At 49.6% G+C, this 19201-nt stretch carries 12 protein-coding genes; all 12 read right to left on the reverse strand.

The annotated features are described in order from the left end of the window. Positions 1-335 precede the first annotated feature (335 nt). The 12 genes from LQ567_RS07745 to LQ567_RS07800 all read right to left on the reverse strand — a co-directional run bounded on the left by LQ567_RS07745 (position 336) and on the right by LQ567_RS07800 (position 19199). Positions 336-1217: an AraC family transcriptional regulator gene (locus LQ567_RS07745; RefSeq protein ID WP_231003844.1), complete on the reverse strand. Its 882-nt coding sequence runs from the start codon at positions 1215-1217 to the stop codon at positions 336-338. A gap of 520 nt (positions 1218-1737) precedes the next feature. Continuing rightward, positions 1738-2781, reverse strand: a complete 1044-nt coding sequence (locus LQ567_RS07750; protein ID WP_231003845.1) for a sialidase family protein — start codon at positions 2779-2781, stop codon at positions 1738-1740. Positions 2782-2934: 153 nt separating this feature from the next. Further along, a complete protein-coding gene (locus tag LQ567_RS07755; RefSeq protein WP_231003846.1) occupies positions 2935-4233 on the reverse strand; it encodes a DUF3748 domain-containing protein in 1299 nt (432 codons plus the stop codon). 168 nt (positions 4234-4401) lie between these two features. Beyond that, a complete protein-coding gene (locus LQ567_RS07760) occupies positions 4402-5574 on the reverse strand; it encodes a sialidase family protein (protein WP_231003849.1) in 1173 nt (390 codons plus the stop codon). A 167-nt stretch (positions 5575-5741) separates the two neighbouring features. Next, positions 5742-6680: a dihydrodipicolinate synthase family protein gene (locus tag LQ567_RS07765; protein WP_231003852.1), complete on the reverse strand. Its 939-nt coding sequence runs from the start codon at positions 6678-6680 to the stop codon at positions 5742-5744. 185 nt (positions 6681-6865) lie between these two features. Then, the gene (locus tag LQ567_RS07770; protein WP_231003854.1) at positions 6866-8422 is read right to left on the reverse strand and encodes a sodium:solute symporter; all 1557 of its coding nucleotides are present in this window, start codon (positions 8420-8422) and stop codon (positions 6866-6868) included. Positions 8423-8714: 292 nt separating this feature from the next. Further along, entirely contained in the window at positions 8715-10178 is a 1464-nt protein-coding gene (locus LQ567_RS07775) for a RagB/SusD family nutrient uptake outer membrane protein (RefSeq protein ID WP_231003856.1), read from the reverse strand. 11 nt (positions 10179-10189) lie between these two features. Further along, positions 10190-13405, reverse strand: coding sequence for a SusC/RagA family TonB-linked outer membrane protein (locus LQ567_RS07780; RefSeq protein ID WP_231003858.1), 3216 nt, complete (start codon positions 13403-13405; stop codon positions 10190-10192). A gap of 180 nt (positions 13406-13585) precedes the next feature. Then, positions 13586-14677 (reverse strand): SGNH/GDSL hydrolase family protein, encoded by a 1092-nt coding sequence (locus LQ567_RS07785; RefSeq protein WP_231003861.1) that lies wholly within the window; start codon positions 14675-14677, stop codon positions 13586-13588. A gap of 387 nt (positions 14678-15064) precedes the next feature. Beyond that, the gene (locus LQ567_RS07790; RefSeq protein ID WP_231003863.1) at positions 15065-16006 is read right to left on the reverse strand and encodes a dihydrodipicolinate synthase family protein; all 942 of its coding nucleotides are present in this window, start codon (positions 16004-16006) and stop codon (positions 15065-15067) included. Between the two features lie 9 nt (positions 16007-16015). Next, positions 16016-16954: an NHL repeat-containing protein gene (locus LQ567_RS07795; protein ID WP_231003864.1), complete on the reverse strand. Its 939-nt coding sequence runs from the start codon at positions 16952-16954 to the stop codon at positions 16016-16018. 13 nt (positions 16955-16967) lie between these two features. Next, positions 16968-19199 (reverse strand): alpha-galactosidase, encoded by a 2232-nt coding sequence (locus LQ567_RS07800; protein WP_231003866.1) that lies wholly within the window; start codon positions 19197-19199, stop codon positions 16968-16970. Between the last annotated feature and the right edge of the window lie 2 nt (positions 19200-19201).

Consider the following 19201-nt stretch of genomic DNA (forward strand, 5'->3'; position numbering starts at 1 on the left):
CGCCCTTCGCGGTTCAGTTTTACTGCAAGGTCCGCCAGGGATTCGACTTTAACCGCCACGAATGCATGGGAAGCGCGCAAAGTGCGCAGCGTCCTAAACCCCCGCTCCGCAGCATTTCACCGCGACCTTTGCGTATTCTTCGCGCCCTTCGCGGTTCAGTTTTACTGCAAGGTCCGCCAGGGATTCGACTTTAACCGCCACGAATGCATGGGAAGCGCGCAAAGTGCGCAGCGTCCTAAACCCCCGCTCCGCAGCATTTCATCGCGATCTTCGCGTGTTCTTCGCGCCCTTCGCGGTTCATATTTTACCACAAGAAGCGCAAGCACCCCACAAGGTCAGGCTGATAGCTCCTTATTGTAACGCTTCTTGTATTCAAAAGGCGTCATACCGGTAAATTTCTTAAAATGGCGGTAAAAATTGGACACATTATTAAATCCGCATTCATAGCAGATCATAGCAATGGGATACCGGTCTTCAATGATCATCCGGCAGGTATGACTGATCCTTACTTCTGTAAGAAAATCTAAATAGGTTTTATTGGTCACGGTTTTAAAATAACGGCAGAAGGAAGTCACACTCAGGTTGCCGACCGCAGCTACCTCCTCAAGGGATATTTCCCTTTTAAAGTTGGCCAGCGTAAAAACCAGCACGTTGTTCAGTCGCGCCGATTCATGCTCACTGGGTTTGTAAAATGCATGCGCGGATGCAATGGTTGTAAACTCCTCCCGTTCACTGATCACCTGTAATATCTGCAACAGGAGCAGCACCCGCTCAAAACGGGTTGCGGTTACAGACTGGTACATCAACGCCTTTATGAGCTCCGCCGAGGTCCCGTGAAAAAGCAAGCCCTTCTTTGCCAGCTCAAAGATCCGAGGCAGTAAATAGGCTTCCGGTAACTGAAAGAATTCCCGGCCCAGGCAATCGGTCGAGAACTGGATTACGATGGCTTCCACCCAGGATGCATCCATTACAGCTCCGGCTCCGTTCTCCTTTCCTCTCCAGGCGTGCGGCAGGTGTTCGCCCAAAAGGATCACCTCCCCTTCTTTAAAATGGGCCACATTATCGCCGATTAAACGGATCCCCTCGCCCTTAATCGTAAAATGCAATTCCAGCTCGGGATGATAATGGAGTGGTTTCCCAAAATTGGGTACCCGATCGTGCCTTATCGAAAATGAATCCTGCATCGGCACCGGCACTTTGTGAAAGTGAAGTTTCATAAACGGCAAACGTTAAGCATTTAAACAGGCAAACCGCGCAACAACATATTTATACAAAATTACCAGGAAAAACCATCGTTGTTATTGCATCTATCGATACGAATATAAGGCTAATTTCCGCGAAAAACCAACTTATTCAGCCATAAAAAATCATCATTTCCATCAAGGCACTTTCTATGCACAAGATGATAAGATCGTACAACAAACAGATAATTTGCGCAAAGAACGGTTACTGCTTAACACCGTAATGCATGAAACTACGGGTATAAAAACCGCAGGCGTTGCAGATGGAGGCATTTATCTTTTATACTCCTTTGCAGGTTTATCTTAAAACAAACCGCAGTGCTGTATCCCTGCCAACGCCATCATAATACAGCAATTGCCATTGGTCTTAAAAAGCAATACCCCATATAACAGCTAACGGCAGGATAAGGCAGGTTTTTCATTTCCCTGTTTCAGGTGCAATGAGCACGACAATATCTCTCAGATCAAAAAGTTCCTTTCTATTGTCTTTTTGCGCTCATCGTTTCCCGAGCTTTGAAGGGTCGATAACTACAAACTTTATACACTTCCGGTTCCAGGTATACGTGATATATACCAGGCCATCCCTGCCCTGGATGATCGCAGGATAGGAGAACTCCCCATTTTCGTTTTCGAGGGTAATTATACTGTTCCAGCTCAACCCATCTTTGCTCACTGCAAGATTCAACGGCGAACGTTTGCCACCCCACTGGTTCCCGGTTTTGCCTACATGATTATAAACCAGCAGCTGCATTCCGTTGCCGAGTGTAACCGCATCCGTTCCGGAATTCGGGTTGGGCAATACTTCCTTTTCCAATGCAGACCATGTTTTTCCATTGTCATCGGACCAGCTGCTCACAACCCCATCATCCATACTCCGGGCAAGCAATTGCAACCGTCCGCCTTTATGAAACAACACGCTTGGCTGAATCGCATTCACAGGCGATGCTGTATCAATCTTTTCGGTAATGCTCCAGGTTTTACCTCCGTCCTTCGTCATCTCAAAATGCATACGCCACCCGCTGCCCGAAGTCACCTCAGTACTTGAAGCACATAACAGTGTACCATCCTTTAATAAAACCGGTTTATTTTTTACGGGGCCCAAAATATCTTCCGGAAGGCGCCGCGGAGCCGACCAGGTTTTGCCATGATCCTTTGAGGTTATGAGCTCACCCCACCAGGCCTGGGGGCTTGGTCCCACTTTATAGAACAGCATCAATTCGCCGCCCGGAACCTGGTACAGGACCGGGTTCCAGCAGGGATACCGTTTTTTTGTATGCTGGATCCCGTTGGCTACGGAAACAGGTGCCGTCCAGCGGTCCTTCACATTGCGTTGTACCCATATTTCCACATCCGGATCCCTTTCTTTTGTTCCACCAAAATAGGCAACCACCAAACCCGCGGGTGTACTGGCAATCGTTGAAGCATGACATTCCTTAAACGGCGCTTTATCAAAAAGGAGCTGCTGCTTCAACACTGCTTTTTCCTGGCCCTGCACCAGGGAACTAAAAAAACAGAAGATAATACCTGTCGTAAACTTCATAAACGTTGATTTTATTAGCCGGATTTGCGATCCATTTAATTGAAACCTTGGTTGCTATTGCCCCTGCAGAATGGACGTTAACCCCCAAAGGGTCATCCGTTCACAACAGGTGCGGCCTTTTTCGTGATCAAAAAGCACCGAGGCATACGGTCGTTATTTTACAGCTACCGTCATGATCTGCAGATACTGTTGCGGGCCGGCAGGCCGGTACTGGTTATATACCAATAAATGACCATCCGGCGAAAATGAGGGTGCGCCTGCTATTTTAAGGTCGCCCGGTTCATTAAACGTCAACCGCATGTTCGCATGCTTCAGCAGGTCATACAAATAAACATTGTTATCCGTTACATAAGCGATCCGGGTTCCCTCTTTGTTCAGGTTAAACGAATAATCTATCGGGGTCGCATTTTTTGTAATATAAGTTGCCTGGCCACCGCTCACCGCATAACGTACCACCTGGGCAATACCCTTATCATCCGGAGCCAGTGCATAAATAAAGCGTCCATCGGGCGAAGACCGGAGCCAGTGTCTTACATGCGACAACCCTCTTCCGGTTCTACTGATCCGTTGTACCCTTACTCCCTTTGGAACGTGTGGTCTTTCCCCGGCAATACCAACGGCCGCGGTATCTTTCAGAATCTCTTCGGGATCAAGATCTGCAATAAACAGTTCGGTAATGGTCTCCCCTTTTTTATTTACGGTGTTTCCCTGAAAGGCAATGGCATAAGGGATCCGGCGGCCGGCCCCGTCGGTATAGCCGTCCTTACCCACCCAGCATTCATCAAATGCCTTACTGATTTCGTCGGATCCCGATTGCGGATGTGCCACCACATCAGCAACCACAGCCGCATACAACTGTCCGCTGTTATTCCCATCAAACGCATTTACTAAAACCGGACGCCCCGCGTCAAACATCACCCCTACCGTTCGAAGCTCCGGTTCTATCAGTGCATCGTTATAGGTAAAGCTGATCATGTGCCCGTCTCCGCTCCAGCAATGAGAATGCGTGCCCCCTCTTAAGGCACCCGGTGTATAGGGCGCCGTTATATCTCTTGCATCCATAAAAACCGGCTGCAACGGACGTTCCAGATCAATGGCCACGCCGGTTCGCCGGGATATGTCGTACGGTTTTTCTTTATCCGCATTGGCCAGCCCGTGAATAAATATAACCCGGTCTGCTACCGGACTAAACGAAGCCGCGCCCACCCCCGGCCCATATCGGGTAGGATTTTTCGTTTGATAGAGTTCCTTCTCTTCGCCCGTTTTTACATGCACCACTCCAATCACCGATGTTTCCCCGATCTTGGTATCGTCATTCCTGCCATCAAAAACAATCCACTGACCATCTGGTGAAAAAACATTGTTGTGATGAAGGGTATGTCCGCCGGCCGTGTGTGTTAATTGCAGGACGGTATTTTCCTCCTTTCCCGATGCACAACTATTCATTGTCATAAAAGTCCCTATTATTGCCCATACAAAAAAACGATTGCTTCTTAACATTGCAGTAATGATTCATTTATAAGAATCGGTCTTCATAAATCCATTGCATTCAAAAATACTATGTTGTTCTGTTTTTTTGCCCACCTCTTTGCCTCCCCGTTGTACGATCCATGCCTGATGCTACTTCCTGAAATTTTTAATGCGGTGAAAGGTTAAGAAATTGGCATCATGATTATTGTGTGCGTTTTCCTTTCCGTCAAAATACGCGGTACGGCATAATACAATCATATCATTGCCTTCAAACGACCAGTCTACATACTGAAATCCGTGACGCAATACATCATTATGCTCCAGGATTGTTTTCACATCCTCCCAATGAACCAGGTCAGCCGATCTCCGCAGTACCAGCACATTCCGGAACGAGGCAGGATTGCGCGTAGGGTACTGGTTGCGGTACTTTTGGGGAATCGAATTGGTTAATGTGTAATAATAATGCGAAACGCTATCATACCTGATTACAAATTTCTTGCTGCCCCCGTCAAAAGGAATAAAGCCTTTTCCCGGATCAAAGCGCAGCTGCTTACCATCAGAAGACAGCGCCACCATGGCCGCCTTTTCATCAAGGCTGGCCTTGTTATCTACCCGCAGCATATCCCATAACTGTCCGTTCTTATCCACTACAAAATTGCCTTCCAACCAGCCACCAAAATTACCATCCAGGTATGTGCTATCGTAATACATTACATTGCTGGTGCTCCAGGATTTTGCGTTCAGCAGATCTGCGTCCACCGGTGCCGACATTACCATGGCACCATAGCGTTTTCCCCATTGCAGTATGGGGCCATGCGCTGTTTCCATCGGCCGCCATAACCGGCCATTGTACTCCACTACGGGCATGGGCGCACAATGAAACATCCCCTGGAGCAACAGCCCGTTGCCTGCTCCCGTAGGCTTTGTCCATGTGGCTCCGCCATCGTCCGACCTGCGGATCAGCACCGTACCATGATGACGATCCGGACCTAAAAGGTAAAGAGCGCCTTTATGCACAAACAAACTGGACCAAAACGCACCAGATATCTCCCCCACCTGTTTCCAGGTTTTTCCTTTATCCGCTGAGCGAAAGACCCTGCTAACCGCCTGTACAAACTCGGAACTATTGGGGCCAAAAAAATCATGCGAAGCCACATAATCCCCGTTGGGGAGAATGGCCAGACTGGGCGATCCGATGTATTGCATACTGCCGGCAGGGCTATACGTAACAATGGTACCCGGCACCTCCTTAAACATATGTTGCTGCGCACAAACAGCTCCATATAAGCACAGGAACAGGGGAAGCAGATAAAAGCGATTCATTTTAAAATACTGGTTATTATTATTTGATTTTTTGGTCACCGATAAAACGCTTCCCCAAAAATACGTGGAAGCAACAGATCCGAACCTATAAAATGTTACCCTGTTTTTATGATTTCTTAGCATGCCCAACAAGGCCTGTATATCCCCGCCTGTTTTCAACGGATCCGTCATCGGATAACCACTCCCGATATCTGATCCGCCAGATCGCGGCACCTGCGTTCCAGCTGGTCCATATTATTTTTTATTTCGTAAGACACCTGACCATTTCCGGATTCCCGGGTAAAAACCGAGATGTTCATTCCCTTTTTCCACAGGTAGTATTTGGCGGATTTGGGATAATCCTTATGCATCACTTCCATTTCATCCCTGAAGAATTGCTGCACCAGGGCCACTTCCCGTTCCATACGGGGTTTATTATAATTGCTGCACAGCCACACGACCAGCTCCGGAAAATAATTTCCCTGGATACAGGAAAGCCCCGCAGAACCGGACCGGAGGGATGCAACGGCATGCACCATATAGGCATCGTATAACCCAAAGAATGGTGCCCCCGCACAAAGCCGGTTCTTCTCCCCTACGCGTTCTATATCGAGGCAGGTATCCTTGTGATAGATCACCCTTCCGGTGCCCGCAAATTTTGCCAGCAGCTCCGGTGCCAGCAATCTTTTATATGGCACCGGACATTCGTAAAAACCAAGCGGTATTGACCCTGTTAAGGCAAGCAGATCTGTGATCCGTTGCTCCAAAACAGTGTCTGATTCATCTTTGTGCGCCAGCAAACCGGTTAATGCAATTACCGCCTGAACACCGGTATCATAAACGGTCTTTATAAATCGGGCCTGGTGCTGAATGGAGTCTCCAAAATTGCCGGCCGCAACTACCGGTACCCGGCCGTTCGCTGTTTTCAACACCTGTTTTATTACCTGTATCCGTTCCCTTGGTGTCAACTCAAACATTTCACTGGACTGGCAATTGGCAAAAAGTCCCCTGGCGCCGGCATCCAGGTAACATTCCGTAAGTGCCGCCAGCCCCTCAAAGTCTACCGACCCGTTTTCTTTAAACGGGGTCAGCATTACCGGCACAAAGCCTTTTTCATTCGTTGTCATATTTATTTTAACCTTTTATCCCTAAAAAAACAGCAACACCTTTGTTCTATAGCAAGATGTATCCACAGGCCATAAAGAGTCCTTATGATCACGGATCATTTTTACCAATCCCTTTTTGAATGACCGGGAACGGGATACCGGATTGTACATGAACCCGGCACGTAACGCCGCATCAACGCAGTATCCTAATGCTCCTTTTTTTGAAAGCGGGTGAACAGCAATCCCGTCAAGAAGATCACCAGGGTTCCTACCACAATGATCATATTCGCGTGCAACGCACTTTTTACATAATAATATTTTTCCGGGATCCAGGCAGAGAAGGTCATCCACAGGATCACAATGATGCCGGTGATGGTAGCCAGCAACGCCGCGGTATTGCCTGTTCTTTTGCTGATGATTCCCAGCAGGAACAGGCCCAGCATGCCTCCTGCAAAAATGCCGGAGAGCTGCCACCAGATATCCAGTACACTCTTAACCCCAATCATCAGCACACCGGCAATCATCCCTAAAAGGCCAAATACAACGGTGGCAATATGCAATAACCGCAACCCCTGCTTATCATCTACATTCTGCTTAAAATATCGTTTATAAATATCCTCTGCAAATACGGTAGCAGACGCGTTCATACCCGAACTGATGGTGCTCATACCGGCTGATAATATCGCGGAGATGATCAGCCCTACCAATCCCGCGGGGATCATGGTTACCATAAAATGCGGCATTACCTTATCGCCGTAATCAGCCGGCGCCAGGCTGGCGGCCAGTGCCGAAACCTGTCCGGGGGCAGCACCCTGCCCCAGCCGCTCTGCAGCCACCTGTAATTTCACTACATCCAGCAACGCCGGATTCAACTGGTAATAGGCATAGAGGCAGGTGCCAATAATAAAGAACAGCAGCGATGCCGGGATATAGATCCATACACAAAGCCAGATTGATTTTGCGGCTTCTTTTTTTGAAGTAGCCGTATGATAACGCTGCACATAATTCTGGTCCATCCCAAAATTATTGAGATTGATAAAGAAGCCATATAGGAGCACCACCCAAAAACCGGAGCTGGTAAAATCCAGCGCCATTCCACCCAGGCTGAACTTATGATCCGCCTTCCCGATCTCTATGATCCTGCCAATGCCACCGTCCACGTTTGAGATCACCAGGTACACAATCAATATCGCCCCCAGCGTTTTCAAAACACCCTGTACCACCTCCGTCCAGATCACCGCCTCAATACCCCCCATAACCGTATACAGGATGATACAGGCCCCGGTGATCAACATAATGACCTGCATATTGTACCCCGTAAGCGCCTGGAGGGTGAGTGACAAGCCAAAAAATATGGAGCCCATGCGGGCGATCTGCGTCAGCAAAAAACAAATGACGGCATAGGTACGCGCCCAGGGGCCAAACCGTTTTTCCAGGTTGGTATAGGCAGATACGGATCCTTCATTCCGGTAAAACGGAACAAAATACTTTGCTGCCACCCAGGCTGCCAGGGGCATGGAAAGACTGAATGCAAAAGCATTCCAGTTGCCTCCAAATGCTTTTCCGGGCACTCCAAGGAAGGTATTGCTGCTTAAAAAAGTAGCATAAATAGAAAGTCCCACTGCCCAGCCCGGTATGCGGCCGGATGCCGTAGTGAACTGATCTGCATTTTTATTCTTTCTTGAGAACAGATACCCCACCAGCACCATGGCCACCAGGTAAAGCAGGATCACACTTAAGTCAATCAAAGGCAATGTCTTCATTTGTAAAATTTATCGCTCATTGGAAGCTTGCTCGCTCAGAATGTAAAAGTATCACAGTAAACGTACCCGGCAATTTAAATATTTGTCCATTTTTTATACGATCCTGCCCTTACCGGCAAAAAAACCGCTTCTTCCAACCCAAGCGGCGGGTTCCTGGTCTGCGGTGAAACAGCCCTCTCGCAAACACGGATATTTCCATTGCGTGCACTAACCGTTTTTATCTCGTCCCCCCCAAAAAAATAGGTGGCCCAATGCCACCCATTACTATCTGCTTGTTAAAAAATGATCCGTCTTACTCCCAACCCGGGTTCTCGGTTACCAGCGGTTCCAGGCTCCGGATGGTTTGCCCGATGGGAAACAACAGCAGGTACTGGCCTGCTTCTTTTCCCTTTAGCGAGGGTACCATCTTAAATGCCTGGTCAAAACGCACCAGGTCCCACCAGCGTTTGCCCTCCGTACAAAGTTCCAGTAAGCGCTCTTTAAGGATGGCAGCGTCGTTGCTTTCTTTTGAGCCGTTCACAAATATATGTGAGGGATAGCTGGTTCCGTACGCCCGCTGCCGCACACTGTTTATTTCAGCAGCAGGATCCTGTCCCAACGCATTCTTTGCTTCGGCAATCAGCAGCAACACATCCGCCAGGCGGTATAAGATCACATCGGTAAAAAAGCTGCGGGCGCCTCCATCCACAACGCCTCTTCCCTTCATGGTAATGGCCGCATAATATTTATTATCCTTATCAAACACTTCATAGAACGTGGCCGCACGGCGCTGATCATCGGATGTGAACATGCGTCTTACGGTATCCGCAATCTGCATTACACTGCCATTACCACCCTGTACGCCCACCACTGACTGTATGGGTGCGGGGAGCCCGCTCAGGTTGATGATGTACATATTGGTGTAATAGTTATTGGGTGCCTGATCCAGTAACTGAAAGCGTACCGACATCAGGATCTCGGCATTGTTCTTATTGGTATAACTGAATATATCCGCATAGTTGGGCAACAACTGAAGATCGGCGCCTTTAGCATCATTCAGGGCGGTTAGCGCCGTTGTAAAATCGGCTGCACCGCCATTCATCCGTTTGCCCGTCCACAGGTATACCTCACCTTTCAGCGCGTTAGCCGCCGGCTTATTCCAATAAGAACGGTTACTGCCAAAGGCATTATCCGGGTACAGTGAAAGCGCCTGATCCAGGTCCTGTTTAATAAGCTTGAACACATCCTCTGCGCCGGACCGGGCCACCTGGATGGTAGCAGGATCATATTTCTCCGTAGGCTCCGTGCGGATGGGTACCCCGCCCCAGGTTCTTACCAGTGAAAAATAAACAAAGGCCCGCATCGTATATGCCTGTGCCAGGGAACTTTTTTTTACGCTCTCTGATGCAAACGATATATCCGGCGCATATTTCAGGATCAGATTGGCCGTGTTGATCACGGTATACAGACTCATCCAGTTAGGCCCCGGGTTGGTCACATTGAGGGTGTTGTTATAATACCTGTCGAACCCCAGGGTTCCGGCTGCTGCTCCCCGTAATACATCACTTCGGCCTTCGCCCATAAAGTACAGATCACTGGACGCCGGAATGCGCAGCTGGTAATACATACCCCGCAGGGCACCCGCCACATCGTCCTGGGTTTTGAAGAATGTTCCCGGGGTAATGATACTTACCGGGTCTGTTTCTATTCCTTTTTTGCAACCGGTGGCTAAGATGAAACCGGTGATGATCGTGATCAGAAATTTCATTTTCGTCATTGTCGTCCTGATTAAAAAGTTGCACTAATACCCAATGTATAATTCCTTGTAATGGGATAATGACCATTGTCCTGGCCGCCATCTTCAGGATTGATACCGGTGAATTTTGTAAAATAATGCAGGTTGTTGCCCGACAGGAATACCTTCAGGTTCTTCAGATGGGCTTTACGGATGAAATCGGGAAAAACATAGCTTACAGCCACCTGTCGCAGGCAAAAGAAGTCTCCTTTTTCATAGTAATTGTTATTCCCTCTGAAGATATTTAACGGCTGGTCCTGCCAGGTATAACGGGGCGTATTGGTAATATCACCCTGCTGCTTCCACATTTTGTCGATATAACTCTGGAAGGGCAATGCATCTCCCTGCGCCTGGGCATTGGCGAAGGCTGCGGGATAATTATAGATCGTATTGCCCAGTGTAAAATCGGTCCGGATGGAAAGCCCGAATCCTTTGTAGGTAAAATAATTATTAAACCCACCGGTCCAGTCCGGGTAAGGGTTGCCTACATAGATCCGGTCGCGGTTGTCGATGAACCCGTTCCCATCAAGGTCGGCCCATTGCACATCTCCCCCACGCTTGAACTTTTCTGCAGTGGAAGGCACTCTATCCGGCAGGGCTTTGGCAGCTTCTTCATCGGTGGCATAAACACCTACCTGTTTGTAAGCAAACATATCGCCAAGGCGCCCGCCTTCCTGTAATCCGCCCAGGTAAGCATAGTCTCCTATGGACGCATCCCATACATACTCGCCGCCTATCCGGTTCCTGGCGATTCCGTTATCCGGCAGCTTCAGGATCTTATGACGGGTATAGCCGGCATTAAGGGATACGTTCCATTTAAATGCCGATGCAGCAGGGAATACATGTCCGTTTAGCTCAATTTCAAAACCCTTGTTCTGCAAACTTCCCAGGTTGGTAAAAACAGCGGTAAAGCCCGTGGATGCCGGCAGGCTCACGGTGGTAAGCAGATCGTCGGTGGTACGGTTATATACATCAAAGATGATGCTGGCCCTCCCGTTCAGGAACCCGATGTCCGCTCCCAGGTCGATGGTTTTGGAGCGCTCCCAGCGCAGATCCTGGTTAGGCAGTATATCTGCACGGATGATAGACTGGCCGCCATATAAACCGCCGGTGGTGATGTAACTGCCATCCGGCTGAAAATCGCCCAGCCCGGATATATTCCCGTTCACCCCGTAGCTGGCTCTCAGTTTTAACTGCAATACATCTGCAACAGACTGGAAGAATTTTTCCCGGTCCACGTTCCAGCCCAGCGATACCCCCGGGAAGAAACCGAATTTATTATTCTCGCCAAGATTAGAGGCGCCATCATAGCGGGCATTGACAGACAACAGGTATTTTCCCTCATAATCATAATTGATCCGGGAAAACAGGCTTTGGATCGCCAGGTCGGATATGGTGCTGCTGACTCCGGTTGGAGTTGCAGCACTGTTTAATGTGGAGATCAGGTCTGTGGCCGCATTCTGGCCGCTGGCAGAAAAAGTGGTATTCCTTCTGAAATAGTGCGAGAACCCGCCCTTTGCTTCTAAGCTGTGTTTACCGGAAAATACATTGGCATAGGTCAACACGGCATCTGCCTGGTACTGCGTGTTCCGGGTACTGCTGGCAGAAGTATTGCGCGTGGTCACCATCGGGCCGATTCCATTGAGCATGGCCGCCGGCTGAAAACTGTAGGTGGGCACAAGATCCCTGTTGAGCGACAGCAAGGGTTCAAATACCAGTTTTTTGGAAATATCCCATTTTGCCCTCAACGAATAGGTTGAGGTTTCAAATTCCGTATTGCCCTTGGGTGCATATGTTCCTTTAAAATAGTAATCCGGGTTACCGATGGACTGGTTCTGTCCCGGAGCCATGGTACCATCTTCAAATTTGTACTTTGCCGTACCCGGTAATGAGGCTGAGCGGTAGAACAGGTTGGCCAGGCTGGATACGGTACGGGTATCCCGGTTGGTATACTGAACGCCACCCAGTATCTGGAGATTGTCCAGTATTTTATAACTGGCATTGATATTCAGACTTAGCCGGTTGTAATCCGTGATGGTGGCGGTGCCCTGCGATTTTGTATAGCCCAGTCCTGCATAAAACGACGCCTTATCATTGCCGCCCGAAGCATCCAGGTAATGGTCAAAGGTATACGCGTCGCGATAGATCAGGTCCTGGTAATTGGTTTCTGCATAAATAAGTGTTTTTGCGGGATCAATGGGATCCGGCATGCTCTTCCACCCTTCCTGTAGTTTGTGCTGGTTTTCCGGGGTTAGAAACATGACCGTATATGCCGTATTATTTGAAAGATCATTTCCGGTACCTGTCGCATTTGGCAATCCAAGCCGGGAGATCAGATCGGGCCGGTATTCCGCAGCAGCTTTTACCCCCAGCCGGTTATAATAGATATAATCCCGGGCATTGGCATATTGGATCAGCCGGGTGGGCTGCCCCACAGAGCCGTTAAAGCTATACGAGATCTGTGTTTTATTGGGTTTGCCCGATTTGGTGGTAACGATCACCACCCCGTTGGAACCACGGGTTCCGTAAATAGCGGTTGATGCGGCATCCTTCAACACCTGCACCGACTCTATGGAAAATGCGTTTACATCATTGAGCCCGTTCGGGCGGATCACACCGTCAATAATATACAGCGGTGCTGCACCGTTGGGATTTTGAATCGATGTACCTCCACGCAGAATGATCCGGGGTGCCACACCGGGCTGGCCGCCACCGGTAGACATTACCTGCAGCCCCGGTATATTCCCCTGCAGGGCACTTCCCACATTGGTGTAGGTTGTATTCTGCAATACCTTATTATCGAGCTTCGAAACAGCCGTGGTCATTTTCTGCCGCGACTGGGAGCCGTACCCGATCACCACTACTTCCTCCAGTTTGGATACGTTTTCCTCCAGAACAATATCGATGTCCGTTCGCTGTGCCACCCGCACCTCCTGCGTAGCATAACCGGTACTGCTGAAAACCAGTACGGCGTTGCCGCCGGTGACCGCAATGCGGTATTGTCCCTGTTCCGAAGTCATGGAAGAAACATCACTTCCTTTCTGATTGACGGTTACACCAGCCAGGGGTTTTCCCCCGGCATCTTTTACCATCCCGCTGATTGTTTGCTGTGCTATGGAAGTGAACGCAGAACAAAGCAGCAACAGCAGCATTACGCACTTTGAAGTATTGCGTTTCAGCGTACACATTAAATGGCTGAATTCCCTCATAGATAAATCCTTTTACTGTAAAAAATCATTTGGAAACCTGTCTTCCGGGGCATTATTCCAGTTAGCATGCGCACCGTTTCCTTAATAGCAATAATACGATGACGAAGCGAGGAAAGCTGGTATTATCCTGCTGCATTGTTGTATTTTTCTTTTCCCTGCACCACCCCGGCCGGCTGGTAATTACCAGCCGGTATGATCATGAATAAACCCGATGAGGCTTTTTGCCATAGCGGCATGATCCTCTATGAGGGGGTGACCGGCCGTGCCTTTATAGGGAAAGAAATGTGTATATACTTTTTCATCGGCCAGCGCCTGCACAGCCTGCTGTACGTACCCCGGCCACGGCGATCCCGTACGGGTAATACCCATATTCCCCAGTACGCAAACAATATGCGCCTTTGGATAATGCCGGCGTAAGCTCCGGATAAAATCCTGGTATGCCGCAATGATCTGTTCTGCCGCCGGCGCCTTTGTTCCAAAACGTTTTTTAAATGCATCACTCTGTGGGTTGCCGATCACCGCCTCGTCGTTCTGTAACAGGTTTACCACAACAATATCCGGCTGGTAGGCAGAAAAATCCCATAAACGGGATGCGTCAAACGGGTTAACGCGGTTGTAGATCTCCGGCATCAACTCCTTCCGGAAACCGGCCAGCAAGCCGATCCCGCTCTCTGAAATACAGCGGTACCGGGCCTCAAAATGTCGTGCGGTAAGCGCTGCATAAGAGCGGTAATTATTTTCATACAGACTGGCCCCGGAGTCGCTGCCGGAGCTGTCTTCAATGGCATGCCCGCAGGTAATGGAATTTCCGTAAAACTCCATTTTCCTTTTTTGAAAGGGCGGCGGAGGCAGCAGCGTGGTTCCGGAGGGCAGCTCCAACGCATAGAACTTTGTATACCCCCGGTTGTATTCTTTGTTGATCTGGGTGCGCTTAAACAATTCGATGGTGTGGTTCCCCGGTGGCAATCCATCAGCCAGCAGGTACCATTTCCGGGCCGTGTCGATCCGTATTTTTTTGATCGCCTCCATGTCTCCGTCAACGATCACATTAAAATAGTTCTGTCCGCTATAGTCCTTCAGCGATACACGGACACCCGTTCCGGAAAAGCGGAACCGTACCGTGGTGCCAGACCAGCAAAGCGTTGCCGCCTCCGGGTCGCCGTAATCGATCCGTCCCTCATATTGAATACGCCGATCATTGAAAGCGATCAACGCTACCTCCTGTTTCCCCGGAGAAGCTGCATGTTTATTTATGGTACAATTCGTTTGCATGATTGTGATTATACCCACCAGGGTGTGCAATATTGCCGCCTTACCAAAATGTTTTCTTTTAATCATATTGTTCTTCGTGAACCGGCTTCTAAAAATTCAATTATACAGCGGTTGTGTCAAAAACTGTTTAAACCCTGTTTCCGTTCCATCTGCCGAAGCAGATCTGCATCTGTTGAGCACTATTTCTTTTTAGATGCTGAACAAGCTGCCAATAACAGGCGCACTGCCGCTTTGAAGATCAATCTTTGTCATGCCGAACAATGTCAAGCTGAACTGGTTTCAGCTTCTATTCGGCATCTATGCATGATCAAAGCGGATCCTGAAACAAGTCCGGGATGACTAAAAGCATCCCCGCCAATGACGCTGCGATCTTCATGTGCGCTGCCATTAGGCGTTAAACCCCGTTTCAAAAAATTCCGGCAATAAGGCCCGGCAGCGTTCCCGCACCAGTAATGCCTCGGCTTCCGTTACGCCCCTGTAGGGCCAGCGCAGCCGGAGTGGCGTATTGCCCCAGCCGGTGATCCACGCCAGCATTTTATCAATGGCCTGTCCCGGGTAACGCCGCTCCATGATCAGCGGAAAGATATGCAGTTTAAAGAATACGCCGATGCGTTCCTCAAACTGTACCGCCTTTTCCATATCGGTACACATATCGTTATACCAATGCTGCGCTATAACGGGATGCAGGCAGGCAATATTTGAATACGCACCATGTGCGCCCGATCGTATTCCGGATGCCAGCCGGTGCCCCGGCACAAACAACGAGAGCCCCGGGATCGCGCGCATTTGAGCATACCAGTCTTCATCTCCACCCGCGGTTTTGCAGCCCACTAACGGAATACCCTTCCTGATGATTGCAGCATAGTCTTGCGGTACCAATACCCGCTTGGCATGCGGTGGATTATACAATACCACGCCGATCCCCGCCCCGGCATTACAAACACCCTCCAGGAAAACCAATACTTCATCGGGAGAAAGCGTACTCCAATCCGGCAGGATCACCTGTATAGCGCCCGGCTTTAACGAACGGATCCGTTTAATGCGTTCCAGCGTCTGTTTGGGACTGGTGCAGCTACACCCGATCTGAAAAGCCATACCCGTCTGATTGCACGCATCGGCCAGCATCCCGCTGATGACATCAAACTCTGCTTCCGTTTGGTTATAAAATTCACCGGCCGTGCCGTTGGAATAAATTCCATTCACTCCTGAGGCGATCAATGTTTTCAGCTGCTCCTGTAGCGATTCATAAAGAATCGATTCATCCTCCGCTATAGGCAACAGCAAGGTACCCCAGGTACCGTATATGTCGCTTGCTTTTAATGGTTTCATCTTTATTATTTATACCCGCTCCAGCATAATGGGATACGTGCGCCCCGAATTCCACTGGCATACGTAAATATTTTCGTCATCATCCACACATACATCATGCGGGTGCACAAAAACAGCGCCCTCTTTTTCCTGGGGCAACAACCGGCCATCCCGGTACACCGGTGCGCTTGCTCCCGGTGTAGCCACCACCCTGTTATTGGCATCCAGTATGGTAATATATCCAGAACCTGCGTTGGTATTGGATCCCGACCGGAAAACAGCGGCATAAAGCTCCTTCCCTTTGATCACCGGGCGACATACAAAGGAACCAGGCAGTTCGATGGTTTCGAGATAGGTGCCGTCCATCGTAAAGCGTTTGAAGGCATTGTGGTTCCGGGACGTGATCAGCAAACTGGCATCGCCGTTCCGGTAGTCAATAGCAATTCCGTGGGCACAATCAAACTGTACGGCTCCGTTCCCGCGGCCGCCCCAATGCCGGATATACTGGCCCCTGCTGTTATGCTGGATCACATATTGTAATCCATAACCATCCGTAACATAGATATCGCCATTGGGCGCTACCACCGACTCCGTGGGCAAAAACTGATCTGCATGCTGATATACACCGGCTGCTGCCGGATAACCGATCTCGAGGATCACCCGGCCGTTGAGGTCGGTCTTGATCACCTGGTGCCGTTCGATATCGCAGATATAGAGCATCTGCGTACCATTTTCATCATGAATACTTAAACCATGCGCCCCCGGAAATGCATGTCCAAAGGCATCCAGTATTTTTCCGCTTTTATCATAAACGATCAGGTTATTACGGGTTTCATTCGTCAGTAAAATGATGCGCCCCCTGGCATCCATCACCATCTCATGACAATCATTTACAGGATAGGTTCCGGGCTGAGGAAGACCCCAATGCGGATCAACGTTGTAGCGATGTTGATAATGCCCGATGATCATAGCTGCTATTATTTTAGTTTGTTGTTTCTATCAGCAATATCTGGCTTTCAAAAGAATTTTTTACGGGCCATTGAATACCGGCTTCCATTAAAAAGTTTCCGGGATAAACCGTACCCTTATCATCCGCCGCTTCCGCATTTTTTACCCGGTACTGACGGTCGGGGTCCAGCCCCTTTAATTTTAATACCGTGGAACCATTGTCGATGTATTGCGCCCCTTTGAGATCCGCAGTTTTTGAATACCCCCCGGAAACATAGGCCGCCAGGTTATAGCAGAAAACAGTTGCCGCTTTTTTGTCTGTACTATTGTATTGCAAGGCACAGCGGTTATGCTCATACGGAGATACCAGCCTGTAAAGATCACCCTGCTGCACCAGGGGCCGGATCCGCTTATAGAGTTCTATTTTCCGCTTTGCCAGCGTACGCTCTGTTTCTGTCCATTTACGGATATCATATCCGATGCCCAGCACGCCGCTCATGGCCACATCAAATTTATACGGCAGTGGCGGGTTCAGCTGTACCTGGTTGGCAATGCCCTCAATTACCCAGGACACCATTGTATTGGCGGGTAAGGCACCCAGATACCCGTATTGAATGAACAACCGATCCACAGCAGTGCTGTTATCGCTGGTCCAGGCCTGATCCATCCGCGACAGCATGCCCAGGTCTACACGTCCGCCGCCACTGGCGCAGCTTTCAAACAGCACCTCCGGAAATTCCTTCCGCAATGCATCCACCAGCCGGTAAACATTACTGACAAACCGGATACGGACTTCCAGCTGCATTTCGGGAGATGCTGCGGCCCAACCCGGATCGGACAGGTAGGTATTCTGATCCCATTTGATAAAATCGATCTTGTTTTCGCGCAGCAGCCTGCTCAGCGACTGGTATAAATACTGGTACACATCTTCTCTTGCCAGGTTGAGGAACACACGCCCCGGTACCTGCCGGCGTCCGGGAAACTGCAGGATCCAGTCGGGATGTTTTTTATATACATCCGTTTTGAGCACCACACTTTCCGGCTCCACCCATATCCCGAATTTCATGCCCAGCGCATGTACTTGATCGATCATGGGCTGCAGGCCGTTGGGAAATTTATTCCGGTCTACCTCCCAGTCGCCCAGTCCTTCGTCACTTTTATTCCGGTTCTTAAACCAGCCGTCATCCATACAAAACAGTTCTACCCCCATACCGGCAGCGATCTTTGCCATTGCTACCTGCTCTTCCTCTTTCAGGTGATAGGTGGTGGCATACCAGCTGTTAAACAATACCGGCCGCAGCACATTGCGGTGCGTTTCCGGTAATATTGTTTGCCGTACATAAGCGGCGTTTAACAGGGCGGCACCCGTTTCGCCTTTTTGCGTAAAGCCGGTCGAGAACTTTGGCGTGGTAAAGGAAGCACCCGGTTTTAATAGCCATTCGGTATCCCAGAAATTGATCCCGCCCAGGATCTGTAAGGCCGTATTATAAGAACGCTCCATTTGGTTATCAAAGATCAGCTTCCAGTTGCCGCTATAGTGTACCGAACCAAACCAGGCGGGGCCCTGATCCATACCGGCGGTACTCCTGGGCCGTACCATAAACCAGGGCATATTGCGGTTTGATTTGAACAGCTTGTTCTCAATGGTCTTTACACCGGGCGTGAGCACCGAACGGAACGGCTTAAATTCCGCCAGTTCCATCCCTGATAGCTGGGTCAGCTCGTATTCATCGGATGGCAGGAACAAACTGCCGGATAAAAGATTCTGTATACGGATATTTCCTTTTTTACCCGTATGGGTCACCTCCACCCATTTTTCCAGGATATCAAACTCCGCCAGCACCCGGATATACTCCGTAACCTGCAGCGGGTATTTCCGGTCCTTTTCGATGATCCTGAGGGTAGGACGCCCTTCTATCGTCATCACCTCACCGGATACATATTCCAGGTCGGCATCCCTTACCTGATCATTAAACACTACTTCCAGCAACGGTGATTTTGTAGGATAGCCGCCCCGTACCGGCAGCTCCTCCACACCCTGCGTCCATACACCCGACCGCTTTTTAAATCCGGCCTGGGCAACCGGTCCGTAATAAACGGGGTATACCCGCTTATCCTGGCTGATCAGCAGTTGGTAGGCTGAAGACTTTGTGCGGATCAGCCAGCCGCCATTCGGGTCCGGCACCGGAACCACCGGAGCAGGGTCTGCCTGCGCATGTAACAGCAGGTGAATGCCCATAAAAAAACACAAAACGCACGTTTTCATTT

Origin of the sequence: Niabella pedocola (genome assembly GCF_021044425.1) — a bacterium.
GTDB classification, from domain to species: domain Bacteria; phylum Bacteroidota; class Bacteroidia; order Chitinophagales; family Chitinophagaceae; genus Niabella; species Niabella pedocola.

What these genes read in the sequence shown, in the direction of transcription:
- LQ567_RS07790 (WP_231003863.1), bottom strand. Translation starts at nt 16,006, where the DNA reads ATGAAACCATTAAAAGCAAGCGACATATACGGTACCTGGGGTACCTTG.
- LQ567_RS07785 (WP_231003861.1), bottom strand. Translation starts at nt 14,677, where the DNA reads ATGCAAACGAATTGTACCATAAATAAACATGCAGCTTCTCCGGGGAAA.
- LQ567_RS07755 (WP_231003846.1), bottom strand. Translation starts at nt 4,233, where the DNA reads ATGACAATGAATAGTTGTGCATCGGGAAAGGAGGAAAATACCGTCCTG.
- LQ567_RS07795 (WP_231003864.1), bottom strand. Translation starts at nt 16,954, where the DNA reads ATGATCATCGGGCATTATCAACATCGCTACAACGTTGATCCGCATTGG.
- LQ567_RS07800 (WP_231003866.1), bottom strand. Translation starts at nt 19,199, where the DNA reads ATGAAAACGTGCGTTTTGTGTTTTTTTATGGGCATTCACCTGCTGTTA.
- LQ567_RS07750 (WP_231003845.1), bottom strand. Translation starts at nt 2,781, where the DNA reads ATGAAGTTTACGACAGGTATTATCTTCTGTTTTTTTAGTTCCCTGGTG.
- LQ567_RS07770 (WP_231003854.1), bottom strand. Translation starts at nt 8,422, where the DNA reads ATGAAGACATTGCCTTTGATTGACTTAAGTGTGATCCTGCTTTACCTG.
- LQ567_RS07765 (WP_231003852.1), bottom strand. Translation starts at nt 6,680, where the DNA reads ATGACAACGAATGAAAAAGGCTTTGTGCCGGTAATGCTGACCCCGTTT.
- LQ567_RS07780 (WP_231003858.1), bottom strand. Translation starts at nt 13,405, where the DNA reads ATGAGGGAATTCAGCCATTTAATGTGTACGCTGAAACGCAATACTTCA.
- LQ567_RS07775 (WP_231003856.1), bottom strand. Translation starts at nt 10,178, where the DNA reads ATGACGAAAATGAAATTTCTGATCACGATCATCACCGGTTTCATCTTA.
- LQ567_RS07745 (WP_231003844.1), bottom strand. Translation starts at nt 1,217, where the DNA reads ATGAAACTTCACTTTCACAAAGTGCCGGTGCCGATGCAGGATTCATTT.
- LQ567_RS07760 (WP_231003849.1), bottom strand. Translation starts at nt 5,574, where the DNA reads ATGAATCGCTTTTATCTGCTTCCCCTGTTCCTGTGCTTATATGGAGCT.